This is a genomic window from Actinoplanes sp. NPDC026670 (genome assembly GCF_040638175.1).
In the GTDB taxonomy this organism is placed as follows: Bacteria; Actinomycetota; Actinomycetes; order Mycobacteriales; family Micromonosporaceae; genus Actinoplanes.
On record NZ_JBEZXU010000069.1, the window covers coordinates 1 to 23,117 of the forward strand.

The 23,117-nt window shown below is 69.3% G+C and carries 20 protein-coding genes; 7 read left to right on the forward strand and 13 right to left on the reverse strand.

The genetic code is table 11. The features are described from left to right. Nucleotides 1–107: 107 nt before the first annotated feature. The 3 genes from AB0E94_RS42475 to AB0E94_RS42485 all read right to left on the reverse strand — a co-directional run bounded on the left by AB0E94_RS42475 (nucleotide 108) and on the right by AB0E94_RS42485 (nucleotide 3,938). Entirely contained in the window at nucleotides 108–1,334 is a 1,227-nt protein-coding gene (locus tag AB0E94_RS42475; RefSeq protein ID WP_360338703.1) for a hypothetical protein, read from the reverse strand. A 6-nt stretch (nucleotides 1,335–1,340) separates the two neighbouring features. Next, complete coding sequence (locus AB0E94_RS42480; protein ID WP_360338706.1) at nucleotides 1,341–1,856, reverse strand: SigE family RNA polymerase sigma factor; 516 nt, start codon at nucleotides 1,854–1,856, stop codon at nucleotides 1,341–1,343. Between the two features lie 141 nt (nucleotides 1,857–1,997). Next, a complete protein-coding gene (locus tag AB0E94_RS42485) occupies nucleotides 1,998–3,938 on the reverse strand; it encodes an EAL domain-containing protein (RefSeq protein WP_360338709.1) in 1,941 nt (646 codons plus the stop codon). Nucleotides 3,939–4,074: 136 nt separating this feature from the next. Here AB0E94_RS42485 and AB0E94_RS42490 point away from each other — a divergent pair, with 136 nt between their 5' ends. From AB0E94_RS42490 to AB0E94_RS42500, 3 genes are all read left to right on the forward strand, one after another. Then, on the forward strand, nucleotides 4,075–5,118 hold the full coding sequence (locus tag AB0E94_RS42490) for a sugar ABC transporter substrate-binding protein (protein ID WP_360338712.1): 1,044 nt from the start codon (nucleotides 4,075–4,077) through the stop codon (nucleotides 5,116–5,118). Nucleotides 5,119–5,154: 36 nt separating this feature from the next. Further along, entirely contained in the window at nucleotides 5,155–6,018 is an 864-nt protein-coding gene (locus AB0E94_RS42495) for an SGNH/GDSL hydrolase family protein (RefSeq protein WP_360338715.1), read from the forward strand. A gap of 117 nt (nucleotides 6,019–6,135) precedes the next feature. Beyond that, a complete protein-coding gene (locus AB0E94_RS42500) occupies nucleotides 6,136–6,843 on the forward strand; it encodes a hypothetical protein (RefSeq protein WP_360338718.1) in 708 nt (235 codons plus the stop codon). Between the two features lie 29 nt (nucleotides 6,844–6,872). On the opposite strand, the gene AB0E94_RS42505 is transcribed toward AB0E94_RS42500, so the two are convergent. The 9 genes from AB0E94_RS42505 to AB0E94_RS42545 all read right to left on the reverse strand — a co-directional run bounded on the left by AB0E94_RS42505 (nucleotide 6,873) and on the right by AB0E94_RS42545 (nucleotide 15,915). Next, on the reverse strand, nucleotides 6,873–7,463 hold the full coding sequence (locus tag AB0E94_RS42505; protein ID WP_360338725.1) for a TetR/AcrR family transcriptional regulator: 591 nt from the start codon (nucleotides 7,461–7,463) through the stop codon (nucleotides 6,873–6,875). Beyond that, nucleotides 7,448–8,071, reverse strand: a complete 624-nt coding sequence (locus AB0E94_RS42510) for a TetR/AcrR family transcriptional regulator (protein WP_360338728.1) — start codon at nucleotides 8,069–8,071, stop codon at nucleotides 7,448–7,450. Before AB0E94_RS42510 ends, AB0E94_RS42505 begins: the two co-directional genes overlap by 16 nt. After that, nucleotides 8,071–9,747 carry a hypothetical protein gene (locus AB0E94_RS42515; RefSeq protein ID WP_360338731.1) on the reverse strand — a complete coding sequence of 559 codons (1,677 nt, stop codon included), beginning with the start codon at nucleotides 9,745–9,747 and terminating at the stop codon, nucleotides 8,071–8,073. Before AB0E94_RS42515 ends, AB0E94_RS42510 begins: the two co-directional genes overlap by 1 nt. A gap of 68 nt (nucleotides 9,748–9,815) precedes the next feature. Beyond that, entirely contained in the window at nucleotides 9,816–10,499 is a 684-nt protein-coding gene (locus tag AB0E94_RS42520; RefSeq protein ID WP_360338733.1) for an ATP-binding cassette domain-containing protein, read from the reverse strand. A gap of 1 nt (nucleotide 10,500) precedes the next feature. Continuing rightward, nucleotides 10,501–11,250: an urea ABC transporter ATP-binding protein UrtD gene (gene urtD, locus AB0E94_RS42525; protein WP_360338736.1), complete on the reverse strand. Its 750-nt coding sequence runs from the start codon at nucleotides 11,248–11,250 to the stop codon at nucleotides 10,501–10,503. Further along, nucleotides 11,247–12,338: an urea ABC transporter permease subunit UrtC gene (gene urtC / locus AB0E94_RS42530; protein WP_360338739.1), complete on the reverse strand. Its 1,092-nt coding sequence runs from the start codon at nucleotides 12,336–12,338 to the stop codon at nucleotides 11,247–11,249. The genes urtD and urtC overlap by 4 nt, the downstream gene beginning before the upstream one ends. After that, the gene (urtB, locus tag AB0E94_RS42535) at nucleotides 12,335–13,219 is read right to left on the reverse strand and encodes an urea ABC transporter permease subunit UrtB (protein ID WP_360338742.1); all 885 of its coding nucleotides are present in this window, start codon (nucleotides 13,217–13,219) and stop codon (nucleotides 12,335–12,337) included. The genes urtC and urtB overlap by 4 nt, the downstream gene beginning before the upstream one ends. A 79-nt stretch (nucleotides 13,220–13,298) precedes the next feature. Next, on the reverse strand, nucleotides 13,299–14,597 hold the full coding sequence (gene urtA / locus AB0E94_RS42540) for an urea ABC transporter substrate-binding protein (protein ID WP_360338745.1): 1,299 nt from the start codon (nucleotides 14,595–14,597) through the stop codon (nucleotides 13,299–13,301). A gap of 268 nt (nucleotides 14,598–14,865) precedes the next feature. Beyond that, entirely contained in the window at nucleotides 14,866–15,915 is a 1,050-nt protein-coding gene (locus AB0E94_RS42545; RefSeq protein WP_360338748.1) for a substrate-binding domain-containing protein, read from the reverse strand. Nucleotides 15,916–15,970: 55 nt separating this feature from the next. Here AB0E94_RS42545 and AB0E94_RS42550 point away from each other — a divergent pair, with 55 nt between their 5' ends. Then, on the forward strand, nucleotides 15,971–16,420 hold the full coding sequence (locus AB0E94_RS42550) for a MarR family transcriptional regulator (protein WP_360338751.1): 450 nt from the start codon (nucleotides 15,971–15,973) through the stop codon (nucleotides 16,418–16,420). A gap of 78 nt (nucleotides 16,421–16,498) precedes the next feature. Then, nucleotides 16,499–18,955, forward strand: coding sequence for a DUF6250 domain-containing protein (locus AB0E94_RS42555; protein ID WP_360338754.1), 2,457 nt, complete (start codon nucleotides 16,499–16,501; stop codon nucleotides 18,953–18,955). On the opposite strand, the gene AB0E94_RS42560 is transcribed toward AB0E94_RS42555, so the two are convergent. Beyond that, a complete protein-coding gene (locus AB0E94_RS42560; RefSeq protein ID WP_360338757.1) occupies nucleotides 18,927–19,373 on the reverse strand; it encodes a protein-tyrosine phosphatase family protein in 447 nt (148 codons plus the stop codon). The genes AB0E94_RS42555 and AB0E94_RS42560 overlap by 29 nt on opposite strands. Before the next feature lie 204 nt (nucleotides 19,374–19,577). On the opposite strand from AB0E94_RS42560, the gene argS reads away from it, so the two are divergent. Both argS and AB0E94_RS42570 read left to right on the forward strand, forming a co-directional pair. Next, a complete protein-coding gene (argS, locus tag AB0E94_RS42565) occupies nucleotides 19,578–21,221 on the forward strand; it encodes an arginine--tRNA ligase (RefSeq protein ID WP_360338760.1) in 1,644 nt (547 codons plus the stop codon). 105 nt (nucleotides 21,222–21,326) lie between these two features. Next, a complete protein-coding gene (locus AB0E94_RS42570; protein WP_360338763.1) occupies nucleotides 21,327–23,108 on the forward strand; it encodes a 5'-nucleotidase C-terminal domain-containing protein in 1,782 nt (593 codons plus the stop codon). Nucleotides 23,109–23,117: the final 9 nt, after the last annotated feature.

Sequence of the window (23,117 nt, forward strand, 5' to 3'; positions counted from 1 at the left end):
CCCGCCCTCCGCCAGCGCCCCTTCCTGTGCCCCCCGCGGGCCCTCCACCCTCCGCCGGGCGCCCGCCCGGGGGGGGGGCCCCCCCCCCGCCCCCCCCCGCCCGTGCGTTACCGGCAGGTCCAGAGCAGCGGCTCGTTGCCGACCTGGTCGCCCTCCGAGTCGGTGCTGTGCCCGGCGACCCGGCGGCCGTCCGCGCTGTAGTAGGAGATCTGGTACTCCTTCAGCGTCCGGTACCGCGGCAGCTCGACCACCTTCGAACCGGCCAGGATGACCGGCGGCCCGGCCTCACCGGCGACCCAGCCGTTGCCGGCGATCAGGGCCGGGAAGACGCTCTGCGGCAGCGGGTGGTAGGTGCCGTCGGCGATGCGGTACCGCATCGAGGCGAACGACCGGGTGCTGCCGTCCGGGCTGTCGTCGACGGCCCGCCCGGCCACCCATCCGTTGGTGATCGACTCCGGCCAGAAGTAGTCGGCCTCCACCCCGTCGACCTCGGGCCGGGCCATCTTGCGGCCGGTGCCGTCGGGCAGCCACAGATAGCCGCTCGCGGTGGCGCGGCTGTCGGTGGCGACACTGCCGACCACGGTGCCGTCCTCGGCGATGGCGTCGGCGCTGCCGGTGGTCATGCCGGCCGGCATCGGCAGCGGCTCGGCCTTCGCGTCGGCCGAGTCCCACCGGACCGGCACCTCCTTGAGCACCTCGCCGATCGTCCCGACGATGACACCGGCGTCGTTGATCGCCATCGGCACGGTGTGCTTCCCGTCGAGTTCGGTCACCCGGCCGTCGCGGTAGGCGTACCCCTGCTGTTGCAGGTCGCCGAGGAACGCCGACCCGACCGCGACGCCCGAGCTGTTGATGTCGTCGAAGCTGGGGTCGTCGCCGGTCAGCCGGGGCCGGTCCAGGATCTTCCCGTCCTTCCAGAGGATCGGGCCGGGCGACGGCTGGTAGGTCCGCCCGGCCAGGTAGCGCCCGGTCGGGTCGCCGGCCGTGACCACCGCCTTGCGCACACCGTCGGTGGGCAGCCGGGTGACCGTGCAGCCGGTCGGCTGGGCCGGCGCGGCCGCCACCGCACTCGGGGTCGCCGTGGCAGTGACCGTCGGCACCGGGACCGGGCTGCCGTCGCGCAGCGCCGCGACCGCCAGGGTGCCGCCACCCGCGGCCACCGATGTCAGCGCGATCAGCGCGGCGCCTCCGGACCAGCGGCGCAGCACCCGGCGGCGGCGCCCCTCCACCATGGTCCGGGGCACGTCGATCCGCGCCGGGCCGTCCGGCTCCTCCCGGAGTGGGAGCAGCAGCCGGACCGCGCGTTCGTCGGTCATCTCGTCCTCATCTTTCATCGTCGTTCACCGTCGATCCGGCGAGACAGCTGGTTCGAGGTCGGCGACGCCGAGAAGGGCACGCAGCCGGGTGATCCCGTGCGCGGTCTGGCTCTTCACCGTGCCCTCCGAGCACCGGAGCAGCTCGGCCACCTCACGGACCGGCTTGTCGCACAGGTAGCGGAGCACCAGCACCGCCTGCTGCCGCGGTGGCAGTTTCGCCAGCGCGGTCCGGACCGCCGGCCCGTCCTCCGGGTTCAGGTCGGACGGCGGCGGCTCCGGCGGGCCGGTCAGCAACCGGACCTTCCACCAGCCCCGCCGCCGGTCGTCGAGGAAGACCCGGACCAGCATGGTGTGCACGTACGCGTCCACGTTCTCCACCCGCCCGATCCGCGGCCACCTGGCGTACAGCTTCGTCAGGGTCTCCTGGACGAAGTCGTCGGCCTGATGGGAGTCGCCGCAGAGCAGAAAGGCGGTACGCCGCAGACCTGCCACGCGCGCGTGCACGTATGCCAGGTAGTCACGGTCGGATCGTTCCGGCATGGGTTCCGCTCCCTGTCGCTGTCTCATCCTGTCCGACGGGGGCACGCACGGATCGGTTGTAGACGATTTCCAGGAAACTTCGAGAAAAGCAGAACCGCCCCCGGGTACGGATCACCGGGGGCGGTTCTGTGGTGCCTGTGGTCAGACGTGTTCCAGCGCGGGCCGGCCCAGCCACTTCATCAGGTCGGCCGCGCGGACCGGGCGGCTGATGTAGTAGCCCTGCGCGTTGGTGCAGCCCATGTTGCCGAGCAGGATCAGGGTCTCCTCGTCCTCGACACCCTCGGCCACCACCTCCAGGTCGAGGGCCCGGGCCAGTTCGAGCACGGCGCGGACGATCGCGGTGCCGCCGTGCGAGTCGGACAGCGTCTTGATGAAGCTGCGGTCGATCTTCAGCTCGTTCAGCGGCATGCTCTGCAGGTACGACATCGACGAGTAGCCGGTGCCGAAGTCGTCCACCGACAGCCGGACGCCCATCGCGCGCAGGTCGGTCAGGATCTTCGAGGCGCGTACCGGATCGCTGATGATCGACGTCTCGGTGATCTCCAGGGTGAGCGCGCCGGGGTTGACGCCGGAGGCCGCGAGAGCCTTCGCGACCCGGTCCGGGAATGTGTCGTCCAGCAGGCAGACGGTCGGCACGTTGACCGCGACCGGCAGCGGGGTGTTCTGGGCCCGCCAGATCCGGTGCTGGTTGAGGGCCATGGTCAGCACCCGGTCGGTGAGCGGCACGATGATCTCGTTCTCCTCGGCCTGCGGGATGAACTCGCCCGGCTGGAGCAGCCCGCGGACCGGGTGCTCCCAGCGGATCAGCGCCTCCACCCCGACCACCCGCCAGGTCTTGGTCGACACCTTCGGCTGGTAGTGCAGCACCAGCTCGTCCTCGTCGATGGCCCGGCGCAGCTCACCGATCAGGCTGAGCTGCTGCGAGTTGTGGTTGTCGGCGGACGGGTCGTAGACGGCGATCCCGAGCCGGTTGCGCTTGGCCGTGTACATGGCGATGTCGGCGTGCTGGAGCAGTTCGGCGCCGGACGAGCTGTGCAGCGGGTAGACGGCGGCGCCGATGCTGCCGCTGATGTCGACGGTCACGCCTTCCAGGTCGGCCGGGCCCTCCAGCGACTCCAGCAGCCGGCGCGCTATCTCCGAGCAGTGCTCCGGCGAGTTGATCTCCGGCATCAGGACGGCGAACTCGTCGCCACCGAGCCGGGCCACCGTGTCCGAGGTGCGCACCGCGGCGGTCAGCCGGTCGGCCACCTCCTTGAGCAGCAGGTCGCCGGCGTGGTGGCCGAGGGTGTCGTTCACCTCCTTGAACTTGTTGAGGTCGAGCAGCAGCAGGCCGACCGATTCGTGTTGCTGCTCGGCCTCCCACAGCGCGGCGTCGATCGAGTCGGCCAGCAGCGCCCGGTTGGCCAGCCCGGTCAGCTCGTCGTGCAGCGCCCGGTAGCGGCTCTCCACCGCCTGGCCCTCGATCCGGCGCTGGTGGGTGAGCAGGATCGACGCGCAGAGCACGAGCAGCAGGAAGTCGGTGCCGCAGACGACGGTCGCGGCGAGGCTCAGTTTCTGGTTGAACTCGTCGGCGTCGGCCAGGTAGGCGTCCATCGCCAGCCGGTGCCTGGTGACGTTCGCGTTGGCCATCTTGCGCAGCATCGACGAGCCGAGGGCGGCCTGGTCGGCGAGCATCTGGGTGTACTCGGGATCACTGGTCGACCGGCGCACGTCGATGAGCGTCTGGGTGAACGCGCCATACGCGTCGGTGGCCAGTTGCGCGTTCTGGGCGTCCAGCTCATCACCGTTGCGAGCCTGCCAGGCCAGCCCGGGGCTGGCCGAGTGCAGGGCGCTGTCCAGGAGGTCCCGGCCGAATTTCTTGGCCACCACGTAACTGTTCAGCGCCTCGGTCTCGACGCTGATGTTGACATCCAGCTCGGCCCAGTGATCGCTGATCTGTGAGACGTGCCGTACGTGGCTGGTGGTCCTGGCGTTGGTGGTGATGCTGATCGCGGCCAGAGCGGCCAGCGCGAAGACACCGACCGCGAGACCGATGACGGCGGCACGCGCCACGGCCTTGCTACGGACAACCTTCCCGAGCACCCCGATACCTCCACAGAACATCCCGAGGCGGACCGCTTGAGGGTTCCGCTCGCGGTGCTATCGATCGGCTGAACCGACGCCCGGTTAAAGGAGATCCCTCATACTGACTTGGCCGAGGGTCGAACATGGAAGAGCTATGAAATATCGGATCTTTCGCTGTGCGCTGGTGCTGCTCCTCCTCGGCTCGGCGTCGTGCACGAAACAGGACAACGACGGGGACCGCACGCCCACGGTCGGGTTCGTGGTGGCGAACAAGCAGCTCAACTACTCGCAGGAGATGTCGCTCGGCTTCATCGCCGGGGTGAACCAGGTCAAAGGCGTCAGCCTCCAGGTGGACGGGCCCAACATCATCGACGGCCCGCGGCAGCTCGCCCTCTTCCAGGAGATGCGCAAGACCGCCCCGGACGGCATCTCGGTCTTCACCCTGAACCCGGACCTGTTCGCCGAGCCCCTGGCGACCGCGATCACCGACGGCATCCCGGTCATCGCGGTGGACAGCCCGGCCCTGCCGTCGGCCGGGGTGCAGCTGTTCGTCGGCAACGACAGCTACGAGCTGGGCCGGCTGCTGGCCCGGAAGGTGATCACCCAGCTGCCGTCGAACGCCACCGGCAAGGTCGTCCTGGGCACCTCGTCACCGGGTGTCTCGGTGCTCGACCGCCGGGCCATGGGCATCCGCGACGAGTTCAAGGAGCGCCTGCCGGCCGTCAGCGTGTTCGGCCCCTTCGACACGAAACAGGAGGTGGAGGCGAACATGGAGGCCTGGGAGACGCTCGTCAAGGTCAACCCGTCGGCCCTCGCCTTCATCGGGACCAGCGACGCCGACGGCTGGAACCTCGCCGAGATCCGCCGCCGGGAGGTCGCCTCCTGGGTGGCCGCCGCGTTCGACATCGACCCCAAGTCGCTGGCCGCGGTCAAGACCGGCGACCTGATCCTGGTGTCGCCGGAGCACTACGTGAAGGGCGCCGTCGCCGGCCGGCTCCAGGCCGAACACGCCAAGAGCGGAAAGGCGCTGCCCAAGGGCTGGCTGTACGTGCCGGGCCTGGCCGTGGACCGGTTCAACGTCGACGAGATCCTGGCCCGGCAGGCGACGGTCGCGACCCGGGCCGAGGCGCTGATGGGCGAGGTCGACCGGGTGCTGAGCGATCCGTCCTATCTGCGCCCGATCTCCGAGGTGAGCTGATTGGGGCCGGCGTGACGGGTGAGGCAAGCTGGAACGGTGATTCGACGATGGCACGTCGCCGCTCTGGCCCTGCTCGCCGTTTTCGCACTGGCCTGTGACGGGGCGGGCCGGGCCACCCCGGGCGCCTCCGGGAAGCCGGAGCCCACCAGGTCGGCGGCCGGTTACCCGGCCTCGATGGTGGCGCTCGGCGACTCGATCACCGCCGGGCTCGGCGCCTGTCTCGCCTACGTGGCCTGCACCCGCAACTCCTGGTCGACCGGGACGAACGAGGCGATCAACAGCCACTACCAGCGGATCCTGGACAAGAACGACAGCATCCAGGGCAACGCCGAGAACCTGGCCAACCCCGGCGCCGAGGCCGACGCGCTGGACGACCAGGCCAAGCGGGCGGTCCAGCTGAAACCGCAGTATGTGACGGTGCTGATCGGGGCCAACGACGCATGCGCCGGCCGGGTGCAGGACATGACACCCGTCGACACCTTCCGTGCGCAGGTCGACCGCGGGCTGGCCCGGCTGCGCAAGGGCCTGCCGAAGGCGCGGGTGCTGGTGGTCAGCATCCCCGACCTCTACCGCCTCTGGGAGGTGGGCCGGGAGAACCCGAAGGCCACCGAGATCTGGAGCCGGGGCGGCATCTGCCCGTCGATGCTGGCCGACCCGACCTCCACCGCCGATGCCGATCAGGAGCGGCGGGAGAGCGTCCGGGACCGGATCGACGATTACAACACCCAACTGCGACAAGCCTGCCGGGAGTACGGGGACCGCTGCCGCTGGGATGGCGGAGCTGCCCACCGGGTCCGATTCGCCATCGATCAGCTCAACCAGTTCGACTACTTCCACCCGAACGCCGAGGGTCAGAAGGAACTGGCCGATGTGGTCTATCCCGGTCGTTTCACATGGTGATCGGCGTCACAAAAGACCAATTTGGCACTCATAATCGCGGCTTCGGGTGATTTCCGCGCGTACCTCCGGGAGATATACAAGCGACAGACGGGGTTGACGGACGCTGAGAGGAGCTCGATGGCCACCTGGCTTCTCGTGCCGTGCCTGGGCCAACTGCGCACCGAGCTGAACCGGCTCGCGCCGAACAGGGACAAGTCCAGCGACGGCACCATCGGCGACTCGGCGCACCAGAACCGGGTCTCCGACCACAACGACGACGAGGTCGGCCGGGTCCCGATCCGGGACGCCGACTCCAAACACGAGGTCCACGCCATCGACCTCGACACCGACCTGCGCGAACCCAACCTGACCATGGAGATGGTGGTGCAGCACGTGCTCGCCCGCTGCCGCAGCGGCACCGAGAAACGACTGCGCTACGTGATCTACAACCGGCGCATCTGGGAGGCGTCGAACGGCTGGAAGCAGCGCTCGTACACCGGGGACAGCCCGCACACCGAGCACGCGCACTTCTCCGCCTCGTACGAGACGAAGCTCGAAGCCTCGACCGCTTCCTGGCATCTGGAGGACATTCCCGTGGCACTCACCGAAGCCGACAAGAAGTGGCTGGCCGCCCAGATCGACAAGGCCGCGACCAGCGCCGCCGAGCGGGTGTGGAAGACGAAGTGGAACATCAACTTCGAGCCGGGCACCGCGCCCTACGTGGCCGAGGCCGGCTCGATCCTGGCCCATGTGCCGGGGGAGCACGCCCGTGCCGAGGCGGCCCTCGCCGAGATCGACGGCAAGGTCGACAAGCTGCTCGCCGAGGATCCGTCCAACCAGGTGTGACGGGGCGGGGCCGGCCTTTTGCTCCGGCGTCAGGCCGGGGTGGTGCGGTCGCGGAGGCGGTCGAGCACCGCCTCGGCCGCCCACGCCGCGGCGTCGGCGATGTCACGCCCGTCCATGCCGAACTCGCGGCGGAACGTCACCCAGGCCCCGACCGAGTCGAGGTGCGACAGGGCCGCGATGACCGCCCGGCGCTGCGCCGCGTCCAGGGACGGCACCTCGGCATCGAGCAGCCGTTCGAGCTGCGCCCGGCCGGGCGACGGGGCCGCGCCGCTCACCCCGCGCATCGCCGTCTCGGCGACGACGTGCGCGAGTTCCGGCCGTGCGTCGTACCGCTCCATCGCCTCTCGGATCGCGAGGGGGAGGTCGAAGATCGAGTGCGACTCCTCGCGGGCGAACAGCGTCGCCTCGATCCAGGCCGCGGTCGCCAGCAGCAGGTCGACGCGGGTCGGATAGTTGCGGAACACCGTGCGCTCGGCGATGCCGGCCCGGCGCGCGATGACCCGGTACGACACGTCGTCGCTGCCGAGCTCCTCGATCAGTTCGGTGTAGGCGGCGAGAATCGCCTCCTGGGTGCCGCTCAGTGCCGGTCCTGCCGACTCCCCGGTCACGGCTCCGCCCACGTCGCGTCCGGCTGTTTTGAGAGCGGATCCGCCCATGTGGCGTCCGGTTTCGCCCACATCGTTTCGGGGAGTCGCGCCAGCACGGTGCCCACCGCGTGGTCGAACGCGTCGCAGATCTCGCCGGCGTCCAGGTCGAAGCCGGTGCGCAGCCGCGCCCAGAACATCGCCGACGAGAAGTAGCGCAGGGACGCCGCGACCCGCCGCCGGTCCCGCCGGTTGAGCGTCGGCGCCGCCACGTCGAGCATCGCCTCGATCGCCCGCGTGATGTAGGCCGGCTCGATGTCGAGTGTCGGTGAGATCGCGGACGCCCGGGCGCCGACATATGCGTACGCCGGCTGCGCGTCGAAGGCGCGGAATCGCTCGTGCACGGCGGCGCAGAAATCAGAAACGGTCACGAACGGCGGCAGCGGGAAGCAGGTCTGCTCGATCCAGTTCGACAGCGCGGCGAGCAGGTGCGCACGTGTCGGGTACTGACGGTAGATCGTGCGCTCGGAGATGCCGACCTCGTCGGCGAGGGCACGATAGGAGATGTCGTCGAACGTGCGCTCGCGAAGCAGCACCGCGGCGCTCGCGAGAATTGCGGTCGCGGTGTCGACCGGCTCCTCCATCACGTCTCCCTCTTTCGGGCGGCCGCTCGGTGCGGGGGCCCGGTGACTTCCGGCGGGAGCACGTAGTGGTCGGAATCGTCGAGCGTGAGCGCCAGCGACGAGACGTACTGCACTTCGCCGTGCGGTCCTCTCTCGGCCGAGGCCAGCATATCCGGCCGCTCGAACGTGTAGCCGGTGACATGGCAGCGCAGCCGTTCGCCTGAGGGGTTGCCGTGTTCGTCGAACCGGGGGGAGTCGATGCCGTCGGAACGGCGGCGCAGGTAGTAGCGCCCCCGCGTGGCGAGGGCCACGGCCGGCGTGACCACGACCGCGACGCCGATCGCGATGAGCACCGAGAACGGCTTGACGGCGGCGCCGAGCAGCCCGGCGAACGCGAGCAGCGACAGCACCGAGGCGAGCCCCACCGACACGAGCCCGACCGGGTTCCAGTCGTGCAGCATGCCGCGGCGGAACTCGGGGAAACGCGGCGAGATGCGCAGCAGCCACTTGTTGATCGCGATGTCGGTGGCGATCGTCACGAGCCATGCCATGACGACGTTCGCGTAGAGGCTCAGCACGAAGGAGATGAGGGTGAAGACGTCCAGCATCATGAGCACGTACGCGATCACCAGGTTGAACAGCACGAAGATCGTACGGCCCGGGTAGTGCTTCGCCATCCGGGTGAAGACGTTCGACCACGCGAGCGAGCCCGAGTACGCGTTCGTCACGTTGATCTTCACCTGCGCGACCACGATGAGCACCAGGGCGAGAACGATCGCGAGCCAGTCCGGGACGAGGGTCTGGTACATCTCGACGAACTGCTTGACCGGCTCGGTCGCCTGATGCCCGAGCGTGGGCTCGACCCGTACCAGGAGATAGACGGCGAGAAACACCCCGATCACCTGTTTCGTGCCGCTGAAGACGACCCATCCGGGTCCGGCGAACGCGAACGACGTCCACCACGAGCGGGTGTTCGACGGCGTGCGCGGCGGCATGGCGCGGAGGTAGTCGATCTGCTCCGCCAGCTGCGGGGTGAGGGCGAAACACACGGCCGCGCTCGACACCACCGCGCCGAAGCTGACCGTGCCGCTGGAGTCGCCGGTGAACGACGTGAAGGCGCGTACCACCTCGGGGTCGGAGACGACGATCCACAGCAGCGGCAGCAGGGCGAGGGCGAGCCACAGCGGCGTGGTCCAGAACTGGAGCCGCTCCAGCGCGCGCATGCCGTAGATGACGATCGGGATCACCACGACGGTCGAGATGAGATAGCCGAGCCACAGCGGCATCCCCGTCGCCACCTGCAGCCCCTGCGCCATGATGGCGCCCTCCAGAGCGAAGAAGATGCAGGTGAAGCCCGCGAAGATCACCGTCGTGATGATCGAGCCGTAGTAGCCGAATCCCGAGCCGCGGGCGATCAGGTCGAGGTCGAGGTTGTAGCGGGCGGCGTAGTAGGCGACGGGCACGCCGACGATGAGGATGATGACCGACGCGAACACGATGCCGAGCACGGCGTTGGCGGTGCCGTGGTCGATGCCGATGCTCGCGCCGATCGAGAAGTCGGCGAGGAACGCGATGGACCCGAGGGCGGTCGCGCCGACGGAGGCCGCGCTCCAGCGCCGGAAGGTACGCGGCACATAGCGGAAGGCGTAGTCCTCCAGGCTGTCCTCTGCGGCCGCCCGCGCGTTGTCCGTCGACACAGGGCAAATTTTGCTGTCCGGTGTTACGACGGCGTTGCGGGTGTGAGTCATGCTGTGCCCGCCTTGGCTCAGATCGCCATGGCGGCCCGCACGGTGGAGGTGGCTGCCTTGCCGCCCTCGCCGGTCTGTGTGACGTGGCCCGACGCGAGCACGACGTAGTGTTCGGCGGCCTCCAGGGCGAACCCGATGTGCTGTTCGACCAGCAGCACGTTCATGCCCTCGCCGGCCAGCTGCATGATGGTCTGCTCGATCTCGGCGACGATCGTGGGCTGGATGCCCTCGGTCGGCTCGTCGAGGATGAGCAGCTTCGGCTCGGTGATCAGGGCGCGGGCGATCGCGAGCTGCTGGCGCTGCCCGCCGGAGAGCAGACCCGCCTTCCGGGTGGCGAACTGCTCCAGCGCCGGGAAACGAGCCAGCTGCGCGTCGATGAGGGCCCTGCCGCGCCGGCGTCCGTCGGCGACGAGCTGGAGGTTCTCCAGCGTCGTGAGCTGGCCGAACGACTGCTGACCCTGTGGCACGTACGCCATGCCGCGGGCGACGCGCTGGTTGGGGGCGAGTGAGGTGATGTCCTCGCCGTCGAACCGCACGCGGCCCTTCGACGGCTTGACGAGGCCGATCGCGAGGCGCAGCAGGGTCGTCTTGCCGGCGCCGTTGTGGCCGAGCACGGCCACCACCTTGCCGGCCGGCACCGTCACGCCGTGCAGCACCCGGGTGCGCCCGTAGCCGGCCTCGATGTCGGTGAGTTCCAGCATGTCAAGCCTCCGTCATGGCGTCTGCGGTGCCGAGGTAGACCTCCTGCACGCGGGGGTCGGCCTGAACCTCGGCCACCGTGCCCTGCGAGAGCACCTTGCCCTGGTGCAGAACCGTCACGCGGGTGGCGTACCGGCGCATGAAGTCCATGTCGTGCTCGACCACCAGCACGATCCGCTTCGCCGCGATGCGCTGCAGGAGCTCGCCGGTCGCGGTGCGCTCGTCGTGGCTCATGCCGGCGACGGGCTCGTCGAGCAGCAGCACCTTCGCGTCCTGCACGAGCAGCATCGCGATCTCCAGCCACTGTTTCTGGCCGTGCGACAGGATGCCGGCCGGCGTGCCGAGTTCGCCGGTGAGCCCGGTCTCCTCCAGCGCCTGCTCGATCGACGGGTCGATGCCACGGCGGGTCCGCAGGAGCGAGAGCGGGGAACGGTGGCGCCCGGCGGCGATGTCGAGGTTCTGCAGCACGGTGAGCTCGTCGAAGACGCTCGCGGTCTGGAACGTGCGGCCGACCCCGAGGCGGACGATCTTGTGCACCTGTTTGCCGAGCAGTTCCTTCTCGCCGAGCGTCGCCGACCCGGTGCCCTTGACCAGCCCGGTGATGGCGTCGATGCAGGTGGTCTTGCCGGCGCCGTTCGGTCCGATGAGGAACCGGACCTCGCCGGGGTGCGCGTCGAAGGAGACGCCGCCGACCGCGACGAATCCCGAGAACTCGACGCGCAGGTCGGTCACGACGAGCGAAGCGTCGGTCATGCTCGCACCTCTTCGAGCTCAGCGGCGGGGATCACCGGGACGGGCGGTTCGGGCGGGCGCCGGCGCGCTGCGAGGAACCTGGCCGGCAGCGACGACAGCCCGTTCGGCAGGAAGAGGATCACGACGACGAACAACAGGCCGAGGATGTAGGTCCAGCCCTCGGGCCAGGTCGAGCCGAGGCTCGACTGCCCCCATCCGACCGCCATCGCGCCGAGCGCGGGGCCGAAGAGCGAGGCGCGGCCGCCGAACGCGACACCCGCGATCATCAGGATCGAGGCGGCGGCGCCGATCTCGGCCGGAGTGATGATGCCGACGATGGGCACGAACATCGCTCCGCCGATGCTGGCCATCAGCGCGGAGACGACGAACGCGACCAGCTTGACGTTGGCCGGGTCGTAGCCGAGGAAGCGTACGCGCTCCTCGGCGTCCCGGGTGGCGACGAGGAGCTCGCCGAAGCGGCTGCGGTAGAGCTGCCACACCACGAGCAGGCACACGATGAGCAGCCCGGCGGCGATGAGGAACACCATGACCTTGTTGGCCGGGTCGTTCAGCACGAAGCCGAAGAAGTACTTGAAGTCGCTGAGCCCGGTGTCGCCGCCGGTCTCCCGGATCGTGGAGCTGATCATGGTGGCCAGCGCGACGGCGAGCGCCTGCGTCAGGATCGCGAAGTACGCGCCCTTCACGCGGCGTTTGAACAGCGCGTAGCCGAGGACACCGGCCGCGATCACCGGGAGCACCACGATCGCCAGCAGGGTGAACCCCGCGCTGCGGAACGGCTCCCAGAACGCCGGAAGCGGCGCGAGCGGGTCGTAGAGCACCATGAACCCAGGGACCCGGTCTCCGGCGGTCTCCAGCGTGAGGTGCATGGCCATCGAGTACGCGCCGAGGGCGAAGAACACCCCCTGTCCCATCACGAGCATCCCGCCGCGGCCCCACGCCAGGCCGATGCCGACGGCGGCGATGGCCCAGCAGCAGTACTTGCCGAGGTTGTTGAGCCAGTGGTCGGTGAGCACGAGGGGAGCGACCGCGAGGAGCAGGACGGCGAACACCCCGATGCCGCTGAGGGAGATCCAAGGCTTCTTTGTCATGCCAGGCTCCTGGTCCGGACCGTGAAGAGGCCCTGCGGGCGCAGCTGCAGGAAGACGATCACGAGGATGAAGGCGAGCACCTGCGCCAGGCTGCCGGTCGTCCAGTAGGCGAAGTACGAGAGGGCGACGCCCACCGCCCACGCGGCGATGATGGTGCCCTTGAGCTGCCCGATGCCACCGGCGGCGACGACGAGGAAGGCCGGGATGATGTACTGCGCGCCCATCTGGGAGTTGGTGCCGCCGATGAGCGACGCGGCCACGCCGGCGACCCCGGCCAGACCGGACCCGGCGAAGAAGGTGAGGCGGTCGATTCTGCGGGTGGAGATGCCCGACGTCTCGGCGAGGTCCCGGTTGTGCACGGTCGCCCGGATGCGGCGGCCGAACGAGGTGTACTTGAGCCAGGCCGCGAGCGCGGCGACGCAGACGGCCGCGAGCAGGATGGTGAACACCTGCCGGAGCGGCCATTCGTAACCGAGGATGTTCAGCTGCCCGTCGAGCCAGCCGGGCTTCTCCACCGGGACGCCCTGGGACGGGAAGATCTGGAGTGCCGCCTGCTGCAGGATCAGGCTGACCCCGACCGTGACGAGCAGCGTGTCGAGGGGCCGGCGGTACATCCACTGGATGATGGTGACTTCCAGCAGGAGGCCGAACAGGCCCGCGACGACGAACGCGACCGGCAACGCGACCGGGATCGACAGGTCGCTGGCGGCGATGACCTGCTGGACGAGGTAGGCGGCGAAGGCGCCGAGCATGAGGAACTCGCCGTGGGCCATGTTGATCACGCCCATCTGGCCGAAGGTGAGCGAGAGGCCCAGCGCGGCGAGCAGGAGCAGCGCACCCTGTGCGCTGCCGTTAAGCAGTGGGGCGATCAGTGCGTCCACGTGCTCTCTCCCTGTAGCGGGTTGATGTTCTCCGAATGGGGGTCGCGCGCCGCGGGCGGCACGCGACCCCGCCGGGCGGTCAGCCCGCTGCGTCCACCAGCTGCTTGCGGATGTCAGCCGGGAACCAGTCGTAACCCTCGAGGTACGGGTCGGGCTCGATGAACTTGTCGGAGGCCCAGACGATGTCGAACTGGTTGCTGGCGTTGATCTTGCCGATGTGACCCGGCTTGGAGATGTGGTGGTTCTCGCCGTCGAGCGTGACCTTGCCCTCCGGCGCGTCGAACGTGATGGTGTTCTTCTTCGCCGCGGCGTTCACCGCGTCGACGTCGAACGAGCCGGCCGCCTCGACGAGGGCCTTGTACAGGTACAGCGAGATGTAGGCCGCCTCCATCGGGTCGGAGGTGACGCCGCTGCTGCTGGGGTAGGCCTTCCAGCTCTCGATGAACTTCGGGTTGGTGTCGGTCTTGAGCGACTGGAAGTAGTTCCAGGACGCGTACTGGCCGGTGACCTCGTGGCCCATCGCCGGCGCCTCCTCCTCGGCGATCGACACCGAGATGATCGGCGTCGTCGCGGCGGTGAGGCCGGCGTCGTAGTACGCCTTGACGAAGCCGACGTTCGACGAGCCGTTGATGGTGTTGAAGATGAAGTCGGGCTTGGCCGCCACGATCTTCGCCACCTGGCTGGTCCAGTCGTCCTTGTCCAGCGGCACGTACTCCTCACCGACGATCTCGATGCCGAGCTTGGCCGCGTACAGCTTGATGATCGCGTTCGCGGTGCGCGGGAAGACGTAGTCGCTGCCGGCCAGGAACAGCCGCTTCACCCCCTGGGAGGCGAGGAAGTCCATCGCCGGGATGATCTGCTGGTTGGTGGTCGCGCCGGTGTAGTAGATGTTCGGCGACGACTCGAGGCCCTCGTACTGCACCGGGTAGAAGAAGAGGCCGTTGTTCTTCTCGACGACCGGCTTGACGGCCTTGCGGGAGGACGAGGTCCAGCCACCGAAGATCGCGGCGACGCAGTCCTGGGTGAGCAGCTTCTCGGTCTTCTCCGCGAAGGTGGGCCAGTCGGTGGCGCCGTCCTCCTGGACATAGGAGATCTTCTTGCCGAGGATGCCGCCGGCGGCGTTGATCTCGTCGGCCGCCATGTGCAGCACGTTGGAGACGGTCTTCTCGGAGATCGCCATGCCGCCGGTGAGCGAGTTGAGGAAGCCGAGCTTGACGGTGCTGCCGGAGGTGTCGACGCAGCTGGGCGCCGCGGACGCTGCGCTGCCGGCCGCTTCGTCGCCGGCTCGGGCGCCACAGCCGGCGAGCACGAGGGCCATGGCCGACCCGATGGCGCTCATGGCCGTGAGCGTGCGCAGCCGTTTGCTGGTGCTGGACATATATGAGAACTCCGTTCCTGCTCAATGGGGGCGTGCAGCCGGGGTCGCGCCGACAAGGTGCGGTCGGTTGCTGCAGGTGAGAGCAGATTGACTCGGAGTCATTACTCTGACATTTCTTGACTGTTCCAACTATGTAGCCGCCGCATCGGCCCCTACGAGAATCCCCTGTAAGAGCGCGGAAGATCAGGCGGCAGCGGTGTCAGAGTTCTGCCATCCTCGGTGAAGGTGTGATGGCGATGGCACACTCCTGACATCGCCAGGGGTCGATTCAGCTCAGCTGAGTGAGCACGTCGAACTCCACGCCCCTGGCTTCGGCCAGATAGATGCGCTGGTTCACGTGCCGCTGGCGCAGCCGCAGCAGTCCCCGCGGGCCCTCGTACGACACCGATTCGGCGTTCGCCCCGATCGCCTGGAGGTCCGACGACCCGGCCTGCCCGATCAGCGCCGCGAGCAGCAGCACACCCTCGTAGCAGGATTCACCGAGACTGCCCAGCGGTGGCGCCTCGGGACCGAACCGGGCGGCGTACCGCCCGTGGAAGTCCAGATTCTCCGGAGTGATCATCGAGGCGAAGAACCCGGCCGTGCTGAACAGGTCGTGGGTGGCCGGGGCGCCGCTGGCCAGCAGCATGTTCTCGTCCATCAGCGTGCTCAGGCGCAGGCAGCGGGCGGCCAGGCCGGACCGGCCGAACGCCCGGTTGAACCGCACCGCGTCCGTGCCGACCAGCAGCATCAGCACCGCGTCGGCCCCGGACCGCTCGATCTGCCGGAGCACCGCGGTGAAATCGTGCGTGCCGAGCGGGACGTAGCTCTCCCCGGCCACCGTCATCCCGTCCGCGATCGCGTGCCGCCGGGCGGCCTGGGCGGTCCGGCGCGGCCACACGTAGTCGTTGCCCACGATGTGCCAGTTGCGGGCCGACCGCTCGCCGGCGAGCAGGCTCATCGCCGGGAACAGCTGCACGTCCGGGGTCTCACTGGTCAGGTAGACGCCCTCGGCCCGCTCGCCGCCCTCGTACAGCGCGGTGTACACGTACGGCACCCGGCCGGCCACCCGCGGCGCGACCGCCTGCCGGACCGTGGAGATGTGCCAGCCGGTGACCCCCTGCACCGCGCCCGCGTCGACCAGCCCGGCCACCTCGGCCGCCACCGCCTGCGGCGCGGCGCCGCCGTCGACCGGCAGCAGGCGCAGCTCCCGCCCGAGGATGCCGCCGGCCCGGTTGACCTCCTCGGCGGCGAGCTCCGCGCAGAGTTCGGCGCTCGGCCCGAAGATCCCGGCCGGCCCCTGCAACGGCACGACGAATGCCACGTCGAACGACGACATGGCCTCATGCTCCAGCACCGCCGGCCCGAAATGGAAGTTCGGTAACATCCCGACGATGCGGGGATCCACGGACCTCATTTACCTGCTCACCCGGGCCGAGCGGCTGATGTCACGCCGCCTGGCCGTCGTCCTCGACGCGGAACGCTGCTCCATGGACGCGTGGCGGGTGCTCCGCGTGCTGGCCGACGGCAACGGCCACTTCATGACCGAGCTGTCCGAGCTGAGTTTCCTCCCGCCGGGCAGCCTCACCCGGCTGATCGACCACCTGGTCGAGGAGAACCTCGTCTACCGCCGGGGCGACGACGTGGACCGGCGGCGCATCCGGGTGCACCTGTCGGCTCGCGGCCGCCGCCTGCACGACCGGGTCGACGAGGAGGTCCAGCAGATCGTCGCGGGCCTGCCGGTCAGTCCCGAGCTGCTGGAACAGCTCGATCTGCTGAACGCCGCGCTCGATGGGAGCGTGGCCACCGTCTCAATCTTGCAGCGCGGCAAAGCTCTCACCTGAGCTAACCATCCCCATCGGGAAGGTGGGGTTCAAACTTCCGCAAACGTCGATACATAGTCGTCCCCTACCTTCCGCGGCATGAAAGCGATCACCGCCGCCGCGGCCGGCCTCACACTGGCCGCCGGCCTCCTGGCGACACCGGCGTACGCCGGCTCCGATAGAAGGCGCATCGTCGAGTCACTGGACCGCGGCCTGGTCGCCGTGCCCGCCCAGAACGGCGGCACCTTCCTGAGCTGGCGCCTGCTCGGCACCGAATACGGCAACAACGTCGAGTTCAACGTCTACAAGGGCGCGACGAAGCTCAACCGCAAGCCGATCGACGAGTCGACGAACTTCACCGACACCACCCCCGGCGCCGGCGTCTACACCGTCCGGGCCGTCGTCAAGAACCGGGAGCAGGCCCCCAGCGGCCCGGCCATCACACCCGGTGACATCCCGCTGCTGCCCGCCCCGAACTACTACGTGCACCACGCGTGGCCCGGCGACCTCGACGGCGACGGCCGCTACGAGATCGTCGTCTCCCGGCTGTCCTACGCCCTCGACCAGCCGAACTACCTGGAGGCGTACACCCTCGACGGGCGCAACCTGTGGCGGGTCGACCTGGGCGTCAACTCGTACACCAGGGCCGGCGGCAACGCCGCCAACGATCCCCCGCTCGCCGCGATCAGCGGATACGGCGAGGTGGCCGGCTACCGCAACGACGACAACGTCACGGTGTACGACCTGGACGGTGACGGCCGGGCCGAGGTCCTCGTGAAGACCGCCAACGGCGTCACGTTCAGTGACGGCGCGGTGGTGAAGTCGGCGGGCGCCCTGGACCAGTTCGTCTCGGTGATCGACGGCCGGACGGGTGTCGAGCGGGAGCGGGTCCCGGTCGCCGCCGACTTCGTGGCCGACGGCCCGTCCGGTGGCCAGTATGGCGTCGCCTACCTGGACGGCGTGCACCCCAGCCTGATCACCAAGCAGGTGGTCCGGATCGGCGCCAAGCGCGGCGACTTCCGGGTCCTCTTCGCGGCCTGGGACTTCGACGGCCGCAACCTGACTCAGCGGTGGAAATTCGTTCGGGGAATCGACCAGGGCACAAGTTTCCACCAGCTGCGGATCATCGACGTCGACCAGGACGGTAAGGACGACATCGCGGACGGTAACTACGTCGTCAACAGTGACGGCACGTTCCGTTACGTGGTGGCCGGATCGGTGCACGGCGACCGGTTCCACATCGGAGACCTCGACCCGAAGCGGCCCGGCCTGGAGGGCTACGCGATCCAGCAGACCGAGGGCGGGATCTTCACCGGCTTCCCCTGGTACTACTACGACGCGGCGACCGGCGAGCGCCTGATCACCGGTTCGCACCCGGACGTCCCGCAGGACGCCGCCCTCTGGGACATCCCGCGCGGCACCACCGCCGACATCGACCCGTCCCACGACGGCTACGAGTTCTGGGCCGCCACCGCCAGCGCCGACCTGCCGGGCGCGGGTGTGTGGAGCGTCGACGGCACTCAGATCAGCAAGACCACGCCGAGCGTCAACTTCCGCATCTGGTGGGACGGCGACAAGGGCTCCGAGCTGCTCGACAACACGTACGTCGAGAAGTGGAACCCGAAGAAGCAGACCACCTCGAAGATCTTCGAACCGTCCGGTGTCGTCCCGTCGTGGCGTAACGCGGTCCCGTTCTACGGCGACATCCTCGGCGACTGGCGCGAGGAGTACTTCGCCGAGACCGCCGACCACACCACGCTGCGGCTGTTCACCACGAACATCCCGACGAACGTCAAGCTCTACACCCTGGCGCACAACCCCGGCTACCGGCTGGGCTGGACGGTCCGCGGCTACCTCCAGTCGACGCTGACCGACTTCTACCTCGGGTTCGGCAGCCGCCCACCGGCCAAGCCGCCGATCACCACGGCCCGCCGGAGCACGTGGTCGGTCATCGCGGAGGACAACTTCGTGACCGATTCCGGCAAGTGGACCTCGGAACTCCAGAGCGGCGGGACCGTCGCGGCCTCCGGCGGAATTCTGGACATCGACGTGCCCAACGGCGCGACGGTCTGGCTCGAGCAGGAGATCGAGGGGCCGTACGAGATCGAGTTCACCGCCACCCCGGTCCGCGACGGCGGGCCGAACGACAAGGTCACCGACCTGAACACGTTCTGGAATGCCCGCGACGTGCGCTCACCCGGCGACATCTTCGCGACCACCCGCAACGGCGCCTTCGCCCAGTACGACTACCTGAAGACCTACTACGTCGGCCAGGGCGCGAACCTCAACACCACGACGAGGTTCCGCAAGTACGTGGGCGAGCCGGGCAACCGCCCGCTGATCTACGACTACACGTCCCCGCTGATCGAGGCGAACGTGCCGATCCGGGTCCGCATCCAGGTGAACGGCCGGCAGATCCGCTACTACAGCGACGACCAGCTGGTCTTCGACTACACCGACCCGGACCCGTACCCCAGCGGCTGGTTCGCCTTCCGCACCGTGGCCAGCCACTTCCACATCGAGGACTTCACGATCTGGCGCCCCCCGACGAGGTGAAGCGCTCGACGAACCGTCTCTGCCAGGGCGTCTCCACCGCATGACGGTTGTAGTGCCGCCGGACGTAGGCCACCGCCTCGTCCGGCGGCACGCCGTCGAGGACGGCCAGGCAGGCCATGGCGGTGCCGGTCCGGCCGACACCTCCGGTGCAGGCGATCTCGACCCGCTCACCCTCCGCGCGGCGCAAGGCCTCCGTCAGGACCTCAGCGGTGTACGCCGGATCGCGCGGCAGCCAGAAGTCCGGCCATCGCACCCACCGGCTGTCCCACCCGAACTCCGGCGGCGCCGCGCCCTGCAGGTAGATCCCGAGGTGCGGCGGATGCCCGGTCGGCATCGCGTTCCGCAGGCCGCGTCCGCGGATCAGCCGCCCGGACGGCAGCCGCAGGATTCCGGCGTCGTCCTCGCCCCACCCGGTCATGGGCTTGATAGTGCCAGGCGGGTTATAGTCGCCGCATGTCCTGCTTCAGCGTTCAGCTCGTCACCGAGGTCCAGTGCCTCGTTGCGCGACGTCGGCGTCCTCACGGCCGCCGCTGAAGCCATGCTTTCCCTCCGGCGGGTCGACACCCGCCGGAGCTGGAGAAGGCCCCGGTCCGACCCGTCCTGATCACCGACGGAGTCGACCATGAATCTCGAATCCCTTCTGCACGACCGGCTCGCGCCCGCCCTGGAAGCGGTCGCCGGCCATCCCGTCGATCCGGCCGTCCGGGCCTCGCCGCACGCCGACTTCCAGTCCGGGGCGGCGCTCGGGCTGGCCCGGGAGCTGGGCCGGCCGCCCCGGGAGATCGCCGCGGAGGTGGCCGCCGCCGCGGACCTGGCCGGGATCGCCGGGGTCGCCGTCTCCGGACCGGGTTTCCTCAACCTCACCCTGACCGGCGAGCTGATCGACGGGGCGCTGCGGGCCGCGGCCGCCGGCGAGCGGCTGGGTGTCGCCCCGGTGGCCGTGCCGGAGCGGATCGTCGTCGACTACTCCGGCCCCAACGTGGCCAAGGAGATGCACGTCGGCCACCTGCGGTCGACGATCATCGGGGACGCCCTGGCCCGGACGTACGAGTGGCTGGGTCACGACGTGATCCGGGTGAACCATCTGGGCGACTGGGGCACCCCGTTCGGCATGCTCGTCGAGCACCTGATCGACGCCGGTGGCGCGGGCGGCCACTCGATCGGCGACCTGACCGCCTTCTATCAGGCGGCCCGGGTCAAGTTCGACACCGACGACGACTTCCGGACCCGGGCCCGGCTGCGGGTGGTAGCGCTGCAATCAGGCGATCCGCTGTCCCGGACGCTGTGGCGGGAGCTGGTCGCCCAGTCCGAGCGGTACTTCCTGGACGTCTACGCCCGGCTCGGCGTCACGCTCGGCCCGGACGACTTCGCGGGGGAGAGCCGGTATCAGGACGACCTCGAAGCGGTGGTGGCCGGGCTGACCGCGAAGGGCCTGCTGACCGAGAGCGACGGGGCGCTCTGCGCGTTCCCGGCCGGGTTCACCGGGCGGGACGGCGCCCCGCTGCCACTGATCGTGCGGAAGGCCGACGGCGGTTTCGGGTACGCCGCGACCGACCTGGCCGCGGTCCGGCACCGGGCCGGGAAACTCGGCGCGAACCGGATGCTCTACGTGGTCGGCAGCCCGCAGCGGATCCACTTCCAGATGGTCTTCGCGGTCGCCCGGGAGGCCGGCTGGCTGCCCGGCGACGTGATCGCCGAGCACATCGGGTTCGGGTCGATCCTGGGTGCGGACGGCAAGATGCTGAAGTCCCGGGCCGGTGACACGATCAAGCTGGCCGAGCTGCTCGACGAGGCGACCGCGCGGGCCACCGACCCGGCCGTCGGCATCGGCGCGATCAAGTACGCCGACCTGTCCGGCGACCGGATGGGCGACTACGTCTTCGACTGGGACCGGATGCTGGCCAGCACCGGCAACACCGGCCCCTACCTCCAGTACGCGTACGCCCGGATCCGGTCGCTGTTCCGGAAGGCCGGCAGCGGACCCGGCCCGGTGACGGTGACCGAGCCGGCCGAGCGGGCCCTGGCGCTGGCGCTGCTCGGTTTCGAACCGGCGGTCCGGGCCGCCGCGGACGCGGCCGAACCGCATCGGCTCGCGGTGTACCTGCACGGGCTGGCCGTGGCGTTCTCGGTCTTCTGGGAGCGGTGTCCGGTGCTGCGGGCCGAGGGTGAGGTGCGGGCGAGCCGGCTCGGGCTGGCCGACCTCACCGCACGGACTCTCCACACCGGAATGTTTCTGTTGGGTATCGAGGCCCTTGACCAGATTTGATCTGCGCGCAACCCGGGTTCCATCGACCGATCCGCTTACCGGCCGTTAGGGTGCAGTTTTCAGCGCCCACGAGGCGCCACCTGATCCGATGTTGAGAGGTCCGCAATGTCCAATCCCACAGGCGTTTCGCGGCGCAGTGTCCTCGCCGCGTCCGCGGCCGGTGCCGCCGCGCCGTTGATGGTCTCCGGGGCGGCCGAGGCTCACCAGGGCGGCGGCACGGCCACGTACCGCCTGACCGTGCTGGGTACCTCCGACACCCACGGCAACGTCTACAACTGGGACTACTACCGGGACGCCGAGTATGACGACAGCGCCCACAACGACGTCGGTGTGGCCAAGCTGGCCGCGCTGGTGAACAAGCTGCGCGCCGAGGCGACCGGCCCGGTTCTGGTGCTGGACGCCGGCGACACGATCCAGGGCACCCCGCTGGCCACCTACTACGCCAAGCAGGAGCCGATCACCTCGACCGGTGAGAAGCACCCGATGGCCCGGGCCATGAACGTGCTGCACTACGACGCGGTGACGCTCGGCAACCACGAGTTCAACTACGGTCTGCCACTGCTGAACCTGTGGATCCGCCAGCTCGGGTTCCCGGCGCTCGCCGCGAACGCGATCAGCGTCAAGACCGGCAAGCCGGCGTTCACCCCGTACGTCATCAAGAAGGTCTCGCTCGGCCGCCACGCGCCGACGCTGCGTGTCGGCATCCTCGGCCTGACCAACCCGGGCTCGGCGATCTGGGACCGCGCGAACGTCGAAGGAAAGATCCAGTTCACCGACATGATCGCCACGGCGGCCAAGTGGGTGCCGATCATGCGGGCCCGCGGCGCCGACGTCGTGCTGATCTCCGCGCACGGTGGCGACAGCGGCACCAGCAGCTACGGCCCCGAGCTGCCGAACGAGAACCCGACCGCGCTGATCGCCGAGCAGGTGGCCGGCATCGACGCGATCCTCTTCGGGCACGCGCACCGCGAGGTCCCGCAGCGGTTCGTCACCAACCTGACGACGGGCGAGCAGGTGCTGCTCTCCGAGCCGTCCAAGTGGGGCCAGCGGCTCACCAAGATGGACTTCGACCTGACCCGGGTCAAGGGCTGCTGGAAGATCACGTCGAAGGCGGCCGCGTCGCTGAACACCAACACCGTCGAGGCCGACCCCAAGGTCCTCGCCGTGGTGAAGAAACAGCACGACAAGACGGTCGCGTACGTCAACCAGGTCGTCGCCGCGTCGACGGTGGAGCTGTCCGCCGCGACCAGCCGGTACGAGGACACCCCGATCCTCGACTACATCAACAAGGTGCAGACCGACACGGTCAGCGCGGCCCTGGCCGGCACCGAGTATGCCGCGCTGCCGGTGCTGTCGATCGCCGCGCCGTTCAGCCGGACCGCGGTGTTCCCGCAGGGTGACGTGAAGATCAAGGACGTCGCCGGGCTCTACATCTACGACAACACCCTGGAGGCGGTCGTGCTGACCGGCGCCGAGGTGAAGGCGTACCTGGAGTATTCGGCGAAGTACTTCCTCACCCACGCGGTCGGCGCCCCGGTCAACCCGGAGACGATCAGTGACTCCGCCGTGCCGGACTACAACTACGACGTGATCTCCGGCGTCGACTACGACATCGACATCAGCAAGCCGGTCGGCAGCCGGATCACCCGCCTGCAGATCGGCGGCGTGGACGTGGCCGCCGGCGCGCAGTTCGTGATCGCGGTCAACAACTACCGGCGCTCCGGCGGCGGCAGTTTCCCGGGCATCGTGAAGACCCAGGTCTACAACGCCCAGCAGGAGATCCGTCAGCTTCTCATCGACTGGGCCCAGGCGAAGGGCGCCATCGACCCGGCCGACTTCTACGTCAAGAACTGGCAGCTCGTCCGCGAGGGCGTGCCGGTCTTCTGACCACAACGG

Bases quoted from the DNA above. Each gene is read 5' to 3' on its own strand.
- AB0E94_RS42510 (WP_360338728.1), bottom strand. From the start codon at position 8,071: ATGGAGGAGCCGGTCGACACCGCGACCGCAATTCTCGCGAGCGCCGCG.
- AB0E94_RS42480 (WP_360338706.1), bottom strand. From the start codon at position 1,856: ATGCCGGAACGATCCGACCGTGACTACCTGGCATACGTGCACGCGCGC.
- AB0E94_RS42550 (WP_360338751.1), top strand. From the start codon at position 15,971: ATGCGGGGATCCACGGACCTCATTTACCTGCTCACCCGGGCCGAGCGG.
- AB0E94_RS42475 (WP_360338703.1), bottom strand. From the start codon at position 1,334: ATGAAAGATGAGGACGAGATGACCGACGAACGCGCGGTCCGGCTGCTG.
- AB0E94_RS42490 (WP_360338712.1), top strand. From the start codon at position 4,075: ATGAAATATCGGATCTTTCGCTGTGCGCTGGTGCTGCTCCTCCTCGGC.
- argS (WP_360338760.1), top strand. From the start codon at position 19,578: ATGAATCTCGAATCCCTTCTGCACGACCGGCTCGCGCCCGCCCTGGAA.
- AB0E94_RS42520 (WP_360338733.1), bottom strand. From the start codon at position 10,499: ATGCTGGAACTCACCGACATCGAGGCCGGCTACGGGCGCACCCGGGTG.
- urtA (WP_360338745.1), bottom strand. From the start codon at position 14,597: ATGTCCAGCACCAGCAAACGGCTGCGCACGCTCACGGCCATGAGCGCC.
- AB0E94_RS42500 (WP_360338718.1), top strand. From the start codon at position 6,136: ATGGCCACCTGGCTTCTCGTGCCGTGCCTGGGCCAACTGCGCACCGAG.
- AB0E94_RS42555 (WP_360338754.1), top strand. From the start codon at position 16,499: ATGAAAGCGATCACCGCCGCCGCGGCCGGCCTCACACTGGCCGCCGGC.
- AB0E94_RS42570 (WP_360338763.1), top strand. From the start codon at position 21,327: ATGTCCAATCCCACAGGCGTTTCGCGGCGCAGTGTCCTCGCCGCGTCC.
- AB0E94_RS42560 (WP_360338757.1), bottom strand. From the start codon at position 19,373: ATGACCGGGTGGGGCGAGGACGACGCCGGAATCCTGCGGCTGCCGTCC.
- urtC (WP_360338739.1), bottom strand. From the start codon at position 12,338: ATGACAAAGAAGCCTTGGATCTCCCTCAGCGGCATCGGGGTGTTCGCC.
- urtD (WP_360338736.1), bottom strand. From the start codon at position 11,250: ATGACCGACGCTTCGCTCGTCGTGACCGACCTGCGCGTCGAGTTCTCG.
- AB0E94_RS42545 (WP_360338748.1), bottom strand. From the start codon at position 15,915: ATGTCGTCGTTCGACGTGGCATTCGTCGTGCCGTTGCAGGGGCCGGCC.